Genomic DNA, 15,031 nt, shown 5'->3' with positions numbered 1-15,031 from the left:
CACCGCCGGGCCGATCGTCGTTGTGGGAGACCAGGTGACCACCGTTTCGACCCCGCCCGGGACCGCCGGGATCTCGCGGCGGCTGCTCGGGATCGAGCTGCTGGTGGTGCTCGGGCTCTCGTTCGGGATGAGCGGCCTGGGCGCGCTGATCAGCTTCCTGGGCTCGGTCACCGAGCCCGCGCAGCTGGCCAAGCAGGTGGCCACCCTGAACGGCTCGCGCGCGCCCGGCCGCCCGTGGCTGGACCTGGCCTGGCAGCTCTACTACATCGCGCGCGGCCTGATGCCCGTCGCCCTGGTCGGCTACCTGCTGCTGCGCGAGGGCGCCTCGTTGCGGGTGCTCGGCTTCGACCTCCGGCAGAAGTGGCGCGACCTGGGCCGGGGCACGGCGGTGGCCGCCGCGATCGGCGGCACCGGCCTGCTGTTCTACCTCGCCTCGCAGGCGGCGGGGTTCAACCTGACCGTGGCCCCGTCCGGACTGCCGGACGTCTGGTGGCGGGTCCCGGTGCTGATCTGCTCGGCCTGGGAGAACTCGATCGCCGAAGAGGTGATCGTGCTCGGCTTCCTGCTCCGGCGGCTCGGGCAGTTGGGCTGGGGCTGGCCCGCGATCGTGGTCACCAGTTCGGTGCTGCGCGGCTCGTACCACCTGTACCAGGGCATCGGCGGGCTGATCGGCAACATGGTGATGGGCGGGGTGTTCTGCCTGCTGTACCGCCGCTGGGGCCGGGTGATGCCGCTGGTGGTGGCGCACGCCCTGATCGACACGGTGGCCTTCGTCGGGTACGCCCTGCTGGCCGGCCACGTGAGCTGGCTGCCGACCGGCTGACGGCGGGTCAGGCACAGTTCTGCCCCAGCCGTCCGGCGGCGGGCGGTCGTTGCAGCAGGCGGTCGACGTGGTGGCGCTGTAGGCCCTGCCCCGGCTCGACCGGCAGCAGCAGCCGGTCCCGGCGGAGCAGCGAGCGGCGCAGCAGGCTGCCCGGGATCACGTCGTCCACCCAGGCGAACGGGCGGCCGTCGGCGTACCGGAGCAGCGGGGCCCACTTGTGCGCGGCGATCAGGTCGAGCACCGGGACCTTCGGGTCGTCCGGCTGCGGCACGTAGCCGGAGAACCTGACCACCGGGAGCCGGGGCAGGCCGAGCGCCGGGGCGATGTGCACGTTCGCGTGGTCCTCCCAGGTGGTCGCCCAGCAGAGTTCGTACGTGCCGGCCAGCTCGCGCAGCCAGCCGGCGTGCCGGGCCGAGAGCAGCACGGCGTAGCCCAGCAGGGTGTGCGAGTCGAAGCCCGCGTCGGGGTGCGGGCAGACCGGGTTGAGGACTCCGTCGACGTCCAGGAACAGCAGCGGCTTTGGCACTTGGCTCCCCCCAAGGTGACACCGTTGTCACATGGTCGGACGAACGAATCGGGGAGACGGTTGCCCGATGTCACCCGGAAGTGACGGTTTCCCGTTCCGGTACGACCTCGGGGGCGGCCCGGCGGAGGCGGCGGACCTGGGGCTCGGCCAGCACCAGCAGGGCGAGCAGGGCGATCAGGGCCGCACAGGTCCAGAGCGCGCCCCGCATGCCGAGGACCAGGGCGAGCGGGCCGGCCGCGGCGGTGCCGAGCGGCATCAGGCCGATCGAGCCGAAGTGGTCGTAGGCGGCGACCCGGGAGAACAGCTCGGGCGGGATCTCCTGCTGGAGCGCGACCATCCAGTTCACGCCGAAGACGGTGATGCCCGCTCCGCTGAGGAACATCGCGGCGGCGAGTACGGGCAGCGGGGCCCCGGCGGCCAGCGCGGCGGCGGGCACTGCGAACAGGAGGACGCCGTGGTTGCCGACCAGCAGGATGCGCTGCGGCTGCCAACGGACCATCAGCGGGCCGGTCGCCAGCAGCCCGAGGCCGAAGGCGGCCAGCGCCAGGCCCCAGGCGTCCGCGCCGCCGAGCCGCTCCTTGGCGATCACCGGGCCGTACACCGACTCGACCGCGCCGAGCGCCGCCATCACCACGCTGAACTGGAGCACCACCGCCCAGAGCCAGCGGCGGCCGGCGAACTCCCGCCAGCCCTCCCTGAGGTCGGCCAGCAGCCCGGCGCCGTCGGTGGGGCGGACCGGGGCGTCCAGGTCGAGCAGCAGCCGCAGGGCGGCGGCGGCGAGGAAGGTGCCGGCGTCGATCGCCAGCACCCAGCCCGGGCCGACCGCCGCGACCAGCGCGCCGCCGAGCGCCGCACCGCCGATCTGGGCACCGTTCAGCGCCATCCGGAAGACCGCGAAGGCGCGGGCCGAGTGCTCCCTGGCCACCGACTCCATGATCATGCCCTCGGCGGCCGGGGCGTAGAAGGCGTAGCCGACGCCGCCGGCCGCCGAGAGCAGCAGCAGGTGCCAGAGGCCGGCCGTACCGGTCAGCACCAGGACGGCCAGCACCGCCTGGGAGAGCGAGCTGAACAGGTTGGCGGCGACCATCACGTGGTGCCGGGGCAGCCGGTCGGCCAGCGCCCCGCCGAGCAGGAGCAGCAGCACCATCGGGACGATCCGGGCCGCCGTCACGTAGCCGACCTCGGTGACCGTGCCGCCGAGTGCGAGCACGGCGAACGCGGTGGCGATCGGGGCACCCGAGGTGCCGATCCCGCTGATGACGGTGGCGGCGGTCTGGACCCGGTAGTTGCGGCCGGCCCAGGGGAATCGGGTGCTGTTCATCCGGTGACTATCGCGGGGCCCGCGAACGGTGTCATCCGATTAACGGGGCGGGGCGCCGGCCCGCCCCGCTGACGGGCGGTCAGCCCATCTCCTCCAGGCTGCGGCCCTTGGTCTCCTTGATGCAGTACGCCACGAAGGGGATCGAGAGCAGCGCGAAGACCGTGTAGATGACGTAGGTGGCGGAGAGGTTCCAGTCCGAGAGGTCCGGGAAGGTGACGGTGATCGCCCAGTTGGCGATCCACTGGGCCGAGGCCGCCACCGAGAGGGCGAGGGCGCGGATCTTGTTGGGAAACATCTCGCCGAGCAGCACCCAGACCACCACGCCCCAGGAGAAGGCGAAGCAGAACACGAAGACGTGCGCGGCCACCAGCGCGACGGTGGCGTGGGTGTCGTCCAGGGTGGCGGTGTCGCCGGTGCCGTGCCGGAAGGAGAACGCCCAGGCGGCGGTGGCCAGTGCGGCGGCCATGCCGGCCGAACCGGCCAGTGCCAGCGGCTTGCGGCCGATCCGGTCCACCAGGGCGATCGCGATCACCGTGCCGACCACGTTGACGACCGAGGTGGAGAGGCTGATCAGCAGCGAGTTGGACTCGTCGATGCCGACCGACTGCCAGAGGAAGGAGGAGTAGTAGAAGATCACGTTGATGCCGACGAACTGCTGGAACACCGAGGCGCCGATGCCGATCCAGACGATCGGCAGCAGGCCGAACCGGCCGCCCAGCAGGTCCTTGAGCCGGGGCTTGTGCGAGGTGTCCAGCACCGAGCGGATCTCGGCCACCCGGGCGTCCAGGTCGATGCCGTCGCCCTCGACCTCGAGCAGCACCTTGCGGGCCTGCTCCTCCCGGCGGTTGGCGATCAGGAAGCGCGGCGATTCGGGGATGGCCAGCGCCATCACGCCGTACACCAGGGCCGGGACGGTCTCCACGCCGAGCATCCACTGCCACGCCTGGATGCCGCCGAGGTGCCCGGTGGAGGTGCCGCCGGCCGCCTCGTTGAGCGCCCAGTTGGCGAGCTGGGAGACGGTGATGCCGAGCACGATGGCGAGCTGCTGGAAGGAGGCCAGCCGGCCGCGGTAGGCGGTCGGTGCGACCTCGGCGATGTAGGTGGGGGCGATCACCGAGGCGATGCCGATCGCGATGCCGCCGATCACCCGCCACAGGCCCAGCATCTCGATGCTGGGCGGGAACATCGAGCCGACGCCGCTGATCGCGAACAGCGTCGCGGCCAGCAGCATGGTCCGGACCCGGCCGAGGTGGTCGGCCAGCCGCCCGGCCAGCACCGCGCCGACCGCCGAGCCGAGCAGGGCGATCGCCACCACGAAGGCGGTCTCGCCGTTGCCGACCGCGAAGTGGCTCTGGATGCCGGTCACCGCACCGTTGATCACGGCACTGTCGTAGCCGAACAGGAAGCCGCCCATGGCGGCGGCCGCCGAGATGAAGACCACGTGGCCCAGATGGGCTTGGTGATCGGCGGGCTGGACCGGAGAGCCGGTGGACACGACGCGCTCCTGGGGTTCGACGGCCAAGCAGCGCGGCCGATTGGAAAGGATTTGTCCCTTATTCCACCAGTCGGCCGGTCAAAACACCCGCTCTGCCGTTGATCTGACGAGATGTCGTATCCGCCGACCACCCGTCCGGCCGCACCCGCCGGGGTGTCAGCCCAGCGGGCAGCCCGCCCGCTGGGCGTTGCGCCGCAGCAGCTGCGCCCTGGCCCCCGCGTCCCGCCCGGTGCCGCGTTCGGCCAGCCGGTCGGCGAAGCCCGCCTGCTGCCCGACCGGCTTCTTGTCGTCGTACTTGAACTTGGCATCCACCCGGTCGATGGTGAGCCGCATGCCCCGGATGCCGGCGAGCATGCCCCCGTACGGCTCCTGACCCGGCGTCACCGGCGAGCCGCCGGGCCAGTCGGGCTCGAAGTGGGCGAGCTGGCGGTTCAGGATCCCGGCCTTGCCGGCCGCGTCCTCGACCACCGTCGCGGTGGCGGAGAAGTGCACCGAGGCGTAGTAGCTGGTCGGCACGTACGGCTCGGCCCGCCAGGCCCCGGCGGCGAAGGCGTAGTCGTCGGTGACCGCCAGGGTGACCCGGGGGTCGGCCCGGATCGCGGCCCAGACCGGGTTGGGGGCGCCGAGGTGCAGCACGATCTCGTCGCCGGTCAGCAGGAAGTGGGTCGGCACCAGGACGGGGCCCCGGCCCTCGGTGCCGTTGGCGGCCAGCAGCCCGAAGTCACGGCCGTCGGCCAGCCACCCGCGCCACTCGGCCTCGGTGCCCCGGTCCCAGGAACGGATCAGCACGGTGGCCTCCTCAGTGCCGGAAGTCCTGCAGGTGCGCGGGCAGCGGCACGGTGGTGCTCGCGTCCGGCTCCGGGGTGCCGTGCACGGTGCGGACCGGGACCACGCCGGCCCAGTACGGCAGGTCGAGGTCCTCCTCGTCGTCGTCCGCGCCGTCCGCCCGGGTCTTGGCCGAGACCTCGTCGAGCACCAGCCGGACCACGGCGGTCCTGGCCAGCTCCTTGGCGTTCGGCCGGCGGACCTCGCCGGAGCGGCCGGGGACGCAGTGGTCGACCAGCGCGTCCAGCGCCACCGTCAGCTCCTCGGGGTCGGTCACCTGCTGGGCAATGCCCTGGGCCACCACGGAGCGGAAGTTGACGGAGTGGTTGAAGGCGGATTTGGTCAGCACCAGTCCGTCGACCAGAGTGACGGTGACACAGACCGGCATGCCCGCGTCCGCCGCGCCGCGCATCGGGCGGCTGCCGGTGGAGCCGTGCACGTAGAGGCGGTCGCCGACCCGGGCGAAGATGGTCGGCAGCACCACCGGGGTACCGTCGGCGACGAAGCCGAGGTGGCAGACGTACGCCGCGTCCAGGATGGCGTGGATCGCGTCCCGCTCCCAGGTGGCCCGGTCGCGGTAGCGGGTCGGGGTGGTGCGCGCGTTGCGGGTGTACGAAGCCGTGTCCGACATGACAACCTCTATGTACTAGTGCATACTCGTCTTTGTGCTAGGAGAGTATCTGATCAAGGGTCGCCGTGCCAGTGAGATCGCCGCCGACATCGAGGAGTCCGTCAGCTCGGGCCGGCTGCAGCCCGGGGCGGCGCTGCCGCCGCTGCGCGATCTGGCGGCCGAGCTCGGGGTGAACCCCAACACGGTGGCCGCCGCCTACCGGCTGCTGCGCGACCGGGGCGTGATCGAGACCGCCGGGCGCCGTGGCAGCCGGGTGCTGCCCCGGCCGGTCACCAGCCCGCGCGACCTGCTGCCGACCCCGGTCCCGCCCGGTGCCAGGAACCTCGCCGACGGCAACCCCGACCCGGCCCTGCTGCCCGCGCTGGGCCCCGCCGTGGCCCGCGCGGCCGCCACCGGCGACGCGGACCCGGTGCTGTACGGGCACGCCGTCGCCGACCCGGAGCTGCTCGCGGCGGCCCGGGCGGGTTTCCTGGCCGACGGCGTCCCCGACGGCGCGCTCGCGGTCTGCTCCGGCGCCCTGGACAGCATCGGACGGTTGCTCAACTCCGCGCTGCGGCCCGGTGATCCGGTGGCCGTGGAGGACCCGGGCTGGGGCAGCCTGCTGGACCAGCTGCCCGCGCTCGGGCTGCGCCCGGCCCCCGTCCGGCTGGACGACGAGGGTCCGCTGCCCGAGTCGCTGGCCGCCGCGCTGGCCGCCGGTGCCAGGGCGGTGGTGATCACCGTCCGGGCGCAGAACCCGACCGGCGCCGCGATCACCCCCGCCCGGGCGGCCGAGCTCCGCACGGTGCTGGCCAGGTACCCCGGCACGCTGGTGATCGAGGACGACCACGGGCACGGCATCGTGGACCAGCCCTACCAGGCGCTGGCCACCGCCGACACCCCGCACTGGGCGGTGGTCCGCTCGGCGGCCAAGGCGTACGGCCCCGACCTGCGGGTCGCCGTGGTGACCGGGGACGAGACCACCATCGGGCGGGTGCTGGGTCGTCAGCGGCTGGACAGCGGCTGGGTCAGCCTGTTGCTCCAGCGCACCGTGGCCGAGCTCTGGCGCACCGACGCGGCCCCGGTCGCGACGGTGGCGGGCGTCTACCGGGCCCGCCGGGAGGCGGTGCTGACCGCGCTGGCCGGGCACGGCGTCACCGCGCACGGCGCCAGCGGGCTGAACGTCTGGGTGCCCGTGCCGGAGGAGTCCGGCGTGCTCGCCGGGCTGGCCCAGCGGGGCTGGGTGGCGGCGCCCGGCGCCCGGTTCCGCCTGCAGTCGCCTCCGGCCGTCCGGCTCACGGTGGCCACCCTCCCGGCCGAGCTGGCCCCGGCGCTGGCGGCCGACCTGGCAGCGGTGCTGCTCCCGGCCCGGGCGGGCTCCCGGCTGACCTGACGGCAGCGGGTGCGGGAGCCGTGCACCGGGTGTGGTCGAGCCGTCACCCGGCACAGGTCGTGGAAGAAACTCCGGTCGGATACCTAGCGGTAACAACGGTGGGCATGTCACATTCATCGCGCCACCGGCCGGCGGCCCACCCTCACCCGCGCCTTCCGACCCCACTCATCGGGAGGCCGTTCGCAGGAGTTTCGTCGTGCTCGAAAGCTGTCGAAGCGTCACCCGCCGGGTCACCGGAAGAGCCGTCACCGTGCTGGCCGCAGCCGCGCTGACCGCCCCGCTGCTGGCCCTGGCCACCCCCGCCCAGGCCGCCACGGGCCCGACCGCCAGCGTCACACTGGGGGACAGTTACATCTCCGGCGAGGCCGGGCGCTGGAAGGGCAACAGCCTCACCACCTCGGGCAGCCGGGCCGGTACCGACCGGGCCTGGACCGGGAGTTCGTACGATCCGAGCCGGGCCTACGGCACCAGCTACGCGAACGGGTGCGACCGTTCGGACGTGGCCGAGGTGCGCAGCGCCACCGGCATCGCCCAGACCCAGATCAACCTGGCCTGCTCGGGCGCGGTCAGCGCCAACGTGTTCCGGGCCGGCAACGGCGGCCAGTCCTACAAGGGCGAGCTGCCGCAGGCCGACCAGCTGGCCGCCGTCGCCGCCGCCAACGACGTCAAGCTGATCACGCTGTCGATCGGCGGCAACGACCTCGGCTTCGCCGACGTGATCGAGACCTGCGTCAAGGACTACCTGATCTGGTACTCGTACTGTTACGACGACCAGCAGGAGGTGGTCAACTCCCGGATGCCCGCCGCGATGGCGGGCGTCGGCAAGTCGATCGACGAGATCCGCGCGGTGATGACGGCGGCGGGCTACTCGTCCTCCTCGTACCGGATCGTGCTGCAGTCCTACCCCTCGCCGATCCCGCGCGGCGCGGACATGCGCTACCCCGAGAGCGGCTGGAGCCGCGCCGACACCGGCGGCTGCCCGTTCTGGAACGGTGACGCGGACTGGGCCCGGAACACCCTGGTGCCGCAGATCTCCAACGAGCTGGGCAAGGTCGCCAAGGCGAAGGGCGTGCAGTTCCTCGACCTGCGCGACATGATGGCCGGCCGCGAGGTCTGCTCCAAGGCCACCAAGCAGGCCACCTCGAGCAGCGCGCCGAGCGCCACCACCAGCGAGTGGGCCCGGTTCGTGGACGCCGGTCTGAGCGCCTCGCAGGGCGACGTCCGGGAGTCGATGCACCCGAACTACTACGGTCAGCTCGCCCTCGGCCGCTGCCTCGCGCTGGTCTGGGCCAAGCCCACCGGCGACCAGTTTTGCCGCAACACGGCCGGTCAGGACGCCGCCGGGATGTACCTGGTCGCCAAGTAGCCCACTGCTCAACGTCCGTTCCGGGCCCGGCCGTTGCTCCACGGCCGGGCCCGGATCCGTCCGGCCCGGGTGAGCGGTCGAGAAACGGGTAGACGCTCCGGCGGTGCCGTGCCGGGAGGGTACGGTGCCGTGCTTCGGAGGGAGAAGCCGATGGGTATCGGTGGTTGCATCGGTCTGTTCGCACTGGGGGCGATCCTGACCTTCGGCGTGGACTGGCAGCTGTCCGGCGTCAACCTGGACATGGTCGGCGTGATCCTGATGATCGCGGGCCTGCTCGGTCTGGTCGTGTACGCCAGGGTCTACCGGCGGCGTCGGCTGCTCGGCGGCCGCTCCGTGGAGGCCCCGGTGGTGCAGGAGCGCCGCTACTACGACGAGATCTGACGGACCGACGCTCCCGCCCGGACCCCGGGCGGGAGCGTCGGCCTGCGGTCGTTCTCAGCCCTTGGCCAGCAGGGCCTGGGCGTGTTCGCGGACCTGATCCTTGGTCAGGTACGCGTCGGTGTACTCGAAGTCGCGCAGCCGGGCGGGCTGGCGGGCCAGGAAGCCGGTGCGGACGAAGTCGTCGCCGGCGGTGGCGTTCAGCACCCAGTTGGCGCCGACCCGGAACTTCGCGGCGTTCGAGCGCATCGCCATGATGTGGTAGCCGCGGGCCACCAACTGGGCGGGCACGCCCCTGAGTTCGATGCCGAGCGGCTTGGAGACGGCGTCCTTGCCGCCGAGGTCCACCACCAGGCCGAGGTCCTTGTGGTAGTACGGCTCCAGCGGCTGGTTGCGCAGCGCGGCCACCACGTTGTCGGCCACCGCCTTGCCCTGCCGGGCGGAGTGCTGGGCGGTCGGCGGGCAGACCGCGCCGTCGCCCTTGGCCAGGTCCGGGACGGCCGCCGCGTCGCCGAGCGCGTAGACGCCCTCGAACTGCGGGATCCGCATCTCGGCGGTGACCGCGACCCGGCCCCGGACGGTCTCCGCGTCCAGGGTGCCGATCAGCGGGCTGGCCGCCACCCCGGCGGTCCAGATCAGGGTCCGGCTGGGCAGCACCCGGCCGTCGGTGAACTTGACCGTCTCGGCGCCGACTTCGGCGACCGAGACACCGAGTGAGACCTCCACGCCGCGGGCCCGGAGCACCTGGAGCGCGGTGGTGCCGAGCTTGTCGCCCAGCTCGGGCATCAGCTTCGGCGCGATGTCGATCAGGTGCCACTTGATCAGGCGCGGGTCCAGCCGGGGGTAGCGCTTGCTGGCTGCGGTGGTCAGCCGCTGCAGGCAGGCCGCCGTCTCGGTGCCCGCGTAGCCGCCGCCGACCACCACGAACTGCAGCCGGGACTCCCGCTCGTGCTGGTCCAGGGTGGCCGAGGCCAGGTCGAGCTGCGCGATCACGTGGTCGCGTACGTAGGTCGCCTCGGCCAGCGTCTTCATCCCCCGGGCGTAGTCGGTCAGCCCGGGGATGTCGAAGGTCCGGGTCACGCTGCCGGGGGCGAGCACCAGTTGGTCGTACCGCTCCGCCACCACCTCGTCGGTGATCTTGCGGACCACGCAGACCTTGGAGCGCGGGTCCACCCCGATCGCGCCGCCCGGCAGGATGTGGGTCCGGCGCAGCGTGCGGCGCAGCGAGATCGCCACCGACTGCGGGGTGAGCACCCCGGCGGCGACGTGCGGCAGCAGCGGCAGGTAGAGCTGGTAGTTGAACGGCGTGACCAGGGTGATCTCCGCCTCGGAGGGGGCGAGCTTGCGCTCCAGTCGGCGCGCGCACTCCAGACCGGCGAAACCGCCGCCGACGATCAGGATTCGAGGTCGTGCCATCGTCCATCCCTTACCTGTGCTGGGGTCGAGCCGTCCTTCGAACACGGGTGGCACCTGTTCGCCACCCTCGCACGGGGTGTGACGGTCTGCCACCGGACCGCTGGAGCTAGGGTGAGCGGGTGCTCCAAGAGGTGACGGCGGTCCGGTACGTGACGCCACTCAGAGAAGGCGGCTCGATGCCGGGCCTGGTCGAGGCCGACGACCATCGGCTGTACGTGCTCAAGTGGTCCGGTGCGGCCCAGGGCCGGAAGGCGCTGGTCGCCGAGGTGCTGGCGGGGGAGCTGGGGCGGGGCCTCGGGCTGCCGGTGCCGGAGCTGGTCCGGCTGGACCTGGACCCGGTGCTTGCCAGGAGCGAGCCCGAGGTGCAGATCCAGGAGCAGATCAGGGCCAGCGGCGGGGTGAACCTCGGGATGGCGTTCGTCAGCGGCGCGCTCAACTTCGACCCGCTCTGCTTCGAGGTGGCCCCCGTCCTCGCCGGGCGGGTGCTCTGGTTCGACGCGCTGATCGGCAACGTCGACCGGTCCTGGCGCAATCCCAACCTGCTGGTCGCCACCGGCGGCCTGCGGCTGATCGACCACGGCGCCAGCCTGATCTTCCATCACCACTGGCCTGGGGCGGCGAACTGGGTGGGCCGGCCGTACGACGCCGGTGACCACGCGCTGCTGCGCTCGGCGCCCGACCTGAAGGCGGCCGACGAGGCGCTCGCCCCGCTGGCGGAGGCGGCGCTGGCGAAGGCGGTGACGGCGGTCCCGGACGAGTGGCTGACCGACGAGCCGGGCTTCGACACCCCGGCGGACGTCCGGGCGGCGTACCTGGAGCAGTTGACCGCGCGGCTGGCCGGACGGCAGGGCTGGCTCCCGGAGGTGGCGGCGTGACGGCGGTGCGGCACGACTACGAGTACGCGGTGATCCGGGCGGTGCCCCGGGTCGAGCGTGGCGAGTGCATCAACATCGGGGTGCTGCTGTACTGCCGGCAGACCGCCCACCTGGCGGCCAGGACGCACCTGGACCAGGCCAGGCTGCTGGCACTGGACCCGGTGGCGGACGTGGCCGGGGTGCGGCGGGCGCTGTACGGGATCGAGGCGGTCTGCGCGGGCGGCGGCCAGGCGGGACCGGCGGCGGGGGACAGCCCGGGGCAGCGGTTCCGCTGGCTGACCGCGCCGCGCAGCGCGGTGGTCCAGCCGGGGCCGGTGCACACCGGGCTGACCGCCGACCCGGAGGCCGAGCTGCGCCGGCTGTTCGAGCAGCTGGTGCTCTGACCGGGGCGGCCGGGACGACCCTTGACAAGGTCGAAACTGGAGGAACTGAAGCACCTGTGCGTACCCTGACCCCCATGGGCACCACCACCGCTCCCTCCACGGTCGACCTGATGGAGGCCGTCGCCGCCGTCGGCGCCGCCTACTTCCAGGACTTCGCGGCCGCCGCCGCCCGGCACGGGCTGAGCTCCTCCCAGGCCAAGGCGCTCAAGGCCGTCCAGGAGCCGGTCCCGATGCGGGCCCTGGCCGGACGGCTGGGCTGCGACGCCTCGAACGTCACCGGCATCGTCGACCGCCTCGAAGGGCTCGGCCTGGCCCACCGCGAGGCCGCCCCGGGTGACCGGCGGGTCAAGATCGTGACCATCACCGAACCGGGCCGCCAGGTCCTGACCCGGGTCCGCGACGACATGGCCCGGGCCCACCGCGCCTTCGGCTCGCTGAGCCCCGAGCAGCGGGTCACGCTGGAGGGCCTGTGCAAGCAGGTCCTGCCGCTGCTCACGGCGTAGCCACTCCGGCCGTCAGGACGGCGCCCGGTCTGCGGTGAAACCCGGTTGTCGAGCTGCCGGGGTGTCGGCGATCATCCTGGGGACCCGACCTCCCCGAGCACCGGAGACCCATGACCACCGAACTGTCCGAAGCCTGGAAGCTCTTCGAGGCCGGCGACCCGCAAGGGTCGATACGGGCCCTGCGGTTCGCCGCCGACGGGCTGGCGCCCGCCGAGATCGCGCCGCTGGTGGCGAAGCTGGCCGACGGTGCCGGCTTCACCGACCTCGCCGAGGCTTCGACAGCACTGGCGGCCGGGCCGGGGGACGTCGAGCGGCTCTACCGGTTCGGCTACGCCTGCGTCGAACGCGGTGTCGCCGCGCTGGCCGTGCCCGCCCTGCGGGAGGCGCTCCGGCTGTCCCTGGCACCGGGCGCGCCGCAGCGCACCGGCCTGTTCCGCCGCCGGACCAAGCGGTCGGGCTCCCGGGAGCTGACGCCCCGCCGGGTCCTGGCGGAGCTGGTGTCCGCCCTGGAGGACGGCGAGCGGCACCCCGAGGCGCTGGCGGTGCTGCGCGAGCACGACGCCCTGCTGGGTGACTGGCCGGACCGCTACCTGACGGTCTACAACGCCCTGATGAGCGGTCGGACCGCCGTCGCCAGGGAGGTGTTCGACGCCCTGTCGGCGCCCGAGGGGATGTGGGTGGGGCCCGGCGAACGGGTCGGGCGGATGCTCGACCGGGCGGCGGCCGTGCCACCGGTGGACGACCGGGACCTCCGCGGCTGGCACCACGTGCTGACCGGCGGGCTGCTCACCACCCTCTCGCCGCACGGCTTCGACCAGGGCATGACCGGCCGCTGGGCCTACCTCCAGGACGACTTCGACTCCTGCCGGTACGGCCTGGAGCGGCTGCGGACGGTCCTGGTGGCGGCCGGTCGCGCGCCCGGGTCGGTCGGCCTGCTGTCGGACCGCGGCAGCCGGGCGCTCGGCCTGGCGGCGGCCCGGCTGCTCGGTGTCCCGGCGGCCCCGTACCGGCCGGGTACCCCGGACGTGCTGGTCGTCGCGTACGACCTGAACGAGTGCGACCCCCAGGAGGTGGCCGGCCTGCGTGACCGGGCCGAGGGCGAGCTGCTCTTCGAGCACGCGACCTGCTGGACCGAGACGCCCGGGGTGACGGCCGACGTCTGCACCCTGCTGGTGCAGACCGTGGTCGCGCCCTGGGAGCCGGGCCTGGCGTTCACCGAGGACGGCGAGGAGGAGCGGTCGGAGCCCGACGGGCGCTCGGCCGAGGAGCTCGCCGAGGCGATCCTGGCGGCCGATCCGGTCCCGCAGGAGGGCGACGGAGCGAGCCCGGCCGACCCGGACGAGGCGCTGGCCGCGTTCGCCGCCCGGGCGGCCGCAGGCTGGGCGCGCGGCCCGCGGGACCGGATCCGCTCCTCGGGTCCGGTGCGCAGTTCGCGGTTCGCCTGAGCCCGGCGGGCTCGGCCCGGCCTGCTCGGCCGAGCCCGCTGCGGTCCGGGCTGACCTGGACTGTTAGGCTTGCGAAGCGTGAGCGCGAAGCCCCAGATCCCCAATGTCCTGGCCTCCCGGTACGCTTCGGCGACCCTGGCCCAGCTGTGGTCCCCCGAGCACAAGGTGGTCCTCGAGCGCCACCTGTGGCTCGCCGTCCTGAAGGCTCAGCAGGACCTCGGCATCGAGGTGCCGGCCGAGGCCGTGGCCGACTACGAGCGGGTGATCGACCAGGTCGACCTGGGCTCGATCGCCGCCCGTGAGCGGGTCACCCGGCACGACGTCAAGGCCCGGATCGAGGAGTTCAGCGAGCTCGCCGGGCACGAGCAGATCCACAAGGGCATGACGTCCCGGGACCTCACCGAGAACGTCGAGCAGCTGCAGATCCGGCAGTCCCTGGAGCACGTCCGGGACCGTACGGTGGCCGTGCTGGTCCGGCTCGGTGCGCTGTCCGCCCAGTACGGCGAGCTGGTGATGGCCGGCCGTTCGCACAACGTCGCCGCCCAGGCCACCACGCTCGGCAAGCGGTTCGCGACCGTCGCCGACGAGCTGCTGGTCGCCTTCGCCCGGCTGGAGGAGCTGATCGCCCGGTACCCGCTGCGCGGGATCAAGGGCCCGGTCGGCACCGCCCAGGACATGCTGGACCTGCTCGGCGGCGACGCCGCCAAGCTGGCCGAGCTGGAGCAGCGGGTGGCCGGTCACCTCGGCTTCGAGAACGTCTTCACCAGCGTCGGCCAGGTCTACCCCCGCTCGCTGGACTTCGAGGTCACCACCGCCCTGGTGCAGCTCTCCGCCGCACCGTCCAGCCTGGCCAAGACGATCCGTCTGATGGCCGGTCACGAGCTGGTGACCGAGGGCTTCAAGGCCGGTCAGGTCGGCTCCTCGGCGATGCCGCACAAGATGAACACCCGCTCCTGCGAGCGCGTCAACGGGCTGGCCGTGATCCTGCGCGGCTACGCCTCGATGACCGCCGAGCTGGGCGGCGACCAGTGGAACGAGGGCGACGTCTCCTGCTCGGTGGTGCGCCGGGTCGCGCTGCCGGACGCGTTCTTCGCCTTCGACGGCCTGCTGGAGACCTTCCTGACGGTGCTCGACGAGTTCGGCGCCTTCCCGGCCGTGATCGAGGCCGAGCTGGACCGCTACCTGCCGTTCCTGGCCACCACCAAGGTCCTGATGGGCGCGGTGCGGGCGGGCGTCGGCCGGGAGACCGCGCACGAGGTGATCAAGGAGCACGCGGTCGCCGCCGCGCTCGCGATGCGCGAGGGTGCCCGGGAGAACGCGCTGCTGGACAAGCTGGCCGCCGACGAGCGGATCCCGCTCGACCGGGCCGGGCTGGACGCGCTGCTCGCCGACCGGCTGTCCTTCACCGGCGCGGCCGGTGCCCAGGTGGCCGAGGTGGTCCGCCGGATCGAGGCCGTGGCCGCCGCCCACCCGGCCGCCGCGAAGTACACCCCGGGCGACATCCTGTAACGGGGCGCCGGAACGAACGGCCGTGGGGGGGGCGGCCGGGGGGGGGGGGGGGGGGGGGGGCCGGGCGGCGCGCGGGGGGGGGGGGGGGGGGGGGGGGGGCGCGGCCGCGGGGGGGGGGGGGGGGGGCCCCCCCGGGGGTGGTGGCCCCCCCGCCCGCCCCCCC

At 73.4% G+C, this 15,031-nt stretch carries 15 protein-coding genes; 9 read left to right on the top strand and 6 right to left on the bottom strand.

What is annotated here, in order from left to right; all coding sequences use genetic code 11:
• The first annotated feature begins 34 nt into the window (after positions 1-34).
• On the top strand, positions 35-823 hold the full coding sequence (locus ACIRPK_RS18505) for a CPBP family intramembrane glutamic endopeptidase (protein ID WP_403039905.1): 789 nt from the start codon (positions 35-37) through the stop codon (positions 821-823).
• Between the two features lie 7 nt (positions 824-830).
• On the opposite strand, the gene ACIRPK_RS18500 is transcribed toward ACIRPK_RS18505, so the two are convergent.
• The 5 genes from ACIRPK_RS18500 to ACIRPK_RS18480 all read right to left on the bottom strand — a co-directional run bounded on the left by ACIRPK_RS18500 (position 831) and on the right by ACIRPK_RS18480 (position 5,621).
• On the bottom strand, positions 831-1,349 hold the full coding sequence (locus tag ACIRPK_RS18500; RefSeq protein WP_403039902.1) for an HAD domain-containing protein: 519 nt from the start codon (positions 1,347-1,349) through the stop codon (positions 831-833).
• 70 nt (positions 1,350-1,419) lie between these two features.
• Complete coding sequence (locus tag ACIRPK_RS18495; protein WP_403039899.1) at positions 1,420-2,670, bottom strand: MFS transporter; 1,251 nt, start codon at positions 2,668-2,670, stop codon at positions 1,420-1,422.
• Positions 2,671-2,749: 79 nt separating this feature from the next.
• Positions 2,750-4,165 carry a sugar porter family MFS transporter gene (locus tag ACIRPK_RS18490; protein ID WP_403039896.1) on the bottom strand — a complete coding sequence of 472 codons (1,416 nt, stop codon included), beginning with the start codon at positions 4,163-4,165 and terminating at the stop codon, positions 2,750-2,752.
• A gap of 156 nt (positions 4,166-4,321) precedes the next feature.
• Complete coding sequence (locus ACIRPK_RS18485; RefSeq protein ID WP_403039894.1) at positions 4,322-4,954, bottom strand: FMN-binding negative transcriptional regulator; 633 nt, start codon at positions 4,952-4,954, stop codon at positions 4,322-4,324.
• 10 nt (positions 4,955-4,964) lie between these two features.
• Complete coding sequence (locus ACIRPK_RS18480; RefSeq protein WP_403039891.1) at positions 4,965-5,621, bottom strand: pyridoxamine 5'-phosphate oxidase family protein; 657 nt, start codon at positions 5,619-5,621, stop codon at positions 4,965-4,967.
• Between the two features lie 34 nt (positions 5,622-5,655).
• On the opposite strand from ACIRPK_RS18480, the gene ACIRPK_RS18475 reads away from it, so the two are divergent.
• From ACIRPK_RS18475 to ACIRPK_RS18465, 3 genes are all read left to right on the top strand, one after another.
• Positions 5,656-6,993 carry an aminotransferase class I/II-fold pyridoxal phosphate-dependent enzyme gene (locus ACIRPK_RS18475; protein WP_403039888.1) on the top strand — a complete coding sequence of 446 codons (1,338 nt, stop codon included), beginning with the start codon at positions 5,656-5,658 and terminating at the stop codon, positions 6,991-6,993.
• Positions 6,994-7,189: 196 nt separating this feature from the next.
• Complete coding sequence (locus tag ACIRPK_RS18470) at positions 7,190-8,359, top strand: GDSL-type esterase/lipase family protein (RefSeq protein ID WP_403039886.1); 1,170 nt, start codon at positions 7,190-7,192, stop codon at positions 8,357-8,359.
• 150 nt (positions 8,360-8,509) lie between these two features.
• Entirely contained in the window at positions 8,510-8,740 is a 231-nt protein-coding gene (locus ACIRPK_RS18465) for a DUF6458 family protein (RefSeq protein WP_403039883.1), read from the top strand.
• Between the two features lie 54 nt (positions 8,741-8,794).
• On the opposite strand, the gene ACIRPK_RS18460 is transcribed toward ACIRPK_RS18465, so the two are convergent.
• On the bottom strand, positions 8,795-10,153 hold the full coding sequence (locus ACIRPK_RS18460) for an NAD(P)/FAD-dependent oxidoreductase (protein WP_403039880.1): 1,359 nt from the start codon (positions 10,151-10,153) through the stop codon (positions 8,795-8,797).
• Between the two features lie 119 nt (positions 10,154-10,272).
• Between ACIRPK_RS18460 and ACIRPK_RS18455 the strand changes: the two genes are divergently transcribed.
• The 5 genes from ACIRPK_RS18455 to purB all read left to right on the top strand — a co-directional run bounded on the left by ACIRPK_RS18455 (position 10,273) and on the right by purB (position 14,868).
• Positions 10,273-11,028 carry a HipA family kinase gene (locus ACIRPK_RS18455; protein WP_403039877.1) on the top strand — a complete coding sequence of 252 codons (756 nt, stop codon included), beginning with the start codon at positions 10,273-10,275 and terminating at the stop codon, positions 11,026-11,028.
• Positions 11,025-11,411: a DUF3037 domain-containing protein gene (locus ACIRPK_RS18450; protein ID WP_403039874.1), complete on the top strand. Its 387-nt coding sequence runs from the start codon at positions 11,025-11,027 to the stop codon at positions 11,409-11,411. The genes ACIRPK_RS18455 and ACIRPK_RS18450 overlap by 4 nt, the downstream gene beginning before the upstream one ends.
• Positions 11,412-11,485: 74 nt before the next feature.
• A complete protein-coding gene (locus tag ACIRPK_RS18445) occupies positions 11,486-11,914 on the top strand; it encodes a MarR family winged helix-turn-helix transcriptional regulator (protein ID WP_403039872.1) in 429 nt (142 codons plus the stop codon).
• Positions 11,915-12,024: 110 nt separating this feature from the next.
• A complete protein-coding gene (locus ACIRPK_RS18440; RefSeq protein ID WP_403039869.1) occupies positions 12,025-13,359 on the top strand; it encodes a hypothetical protein in 1,335 nt (444 codons plus the stop codon).
• A gap of 69 nt (positions 13,360-13,428) precedes the next feature.
• Positions 13,429-14,868, top strand: coding sequence for an adenylosuccinate lyase (purB, locus tag ACIRPK_RS18435; RefSeq protein ID WP_403039867.1), 1,440 nt, complete (start codon positions 13,429-13,431; stop codon positions 14,866-14,868).
• Positions 14,869-15,031: the final 163 nt, after the last annotated feature.

It is taken from the genome of Kitasatospora sp. NPDC101801 (assembly GCF_044766665.1).
GTDB lineage: Bacteria > Actinomycetota > Actinomycetes > Streptomycetales > Streptomycetaceae > Kitasatospora.
This window is presented reverse-complemented; position numbering and strand designations above follow the sequence as displayed.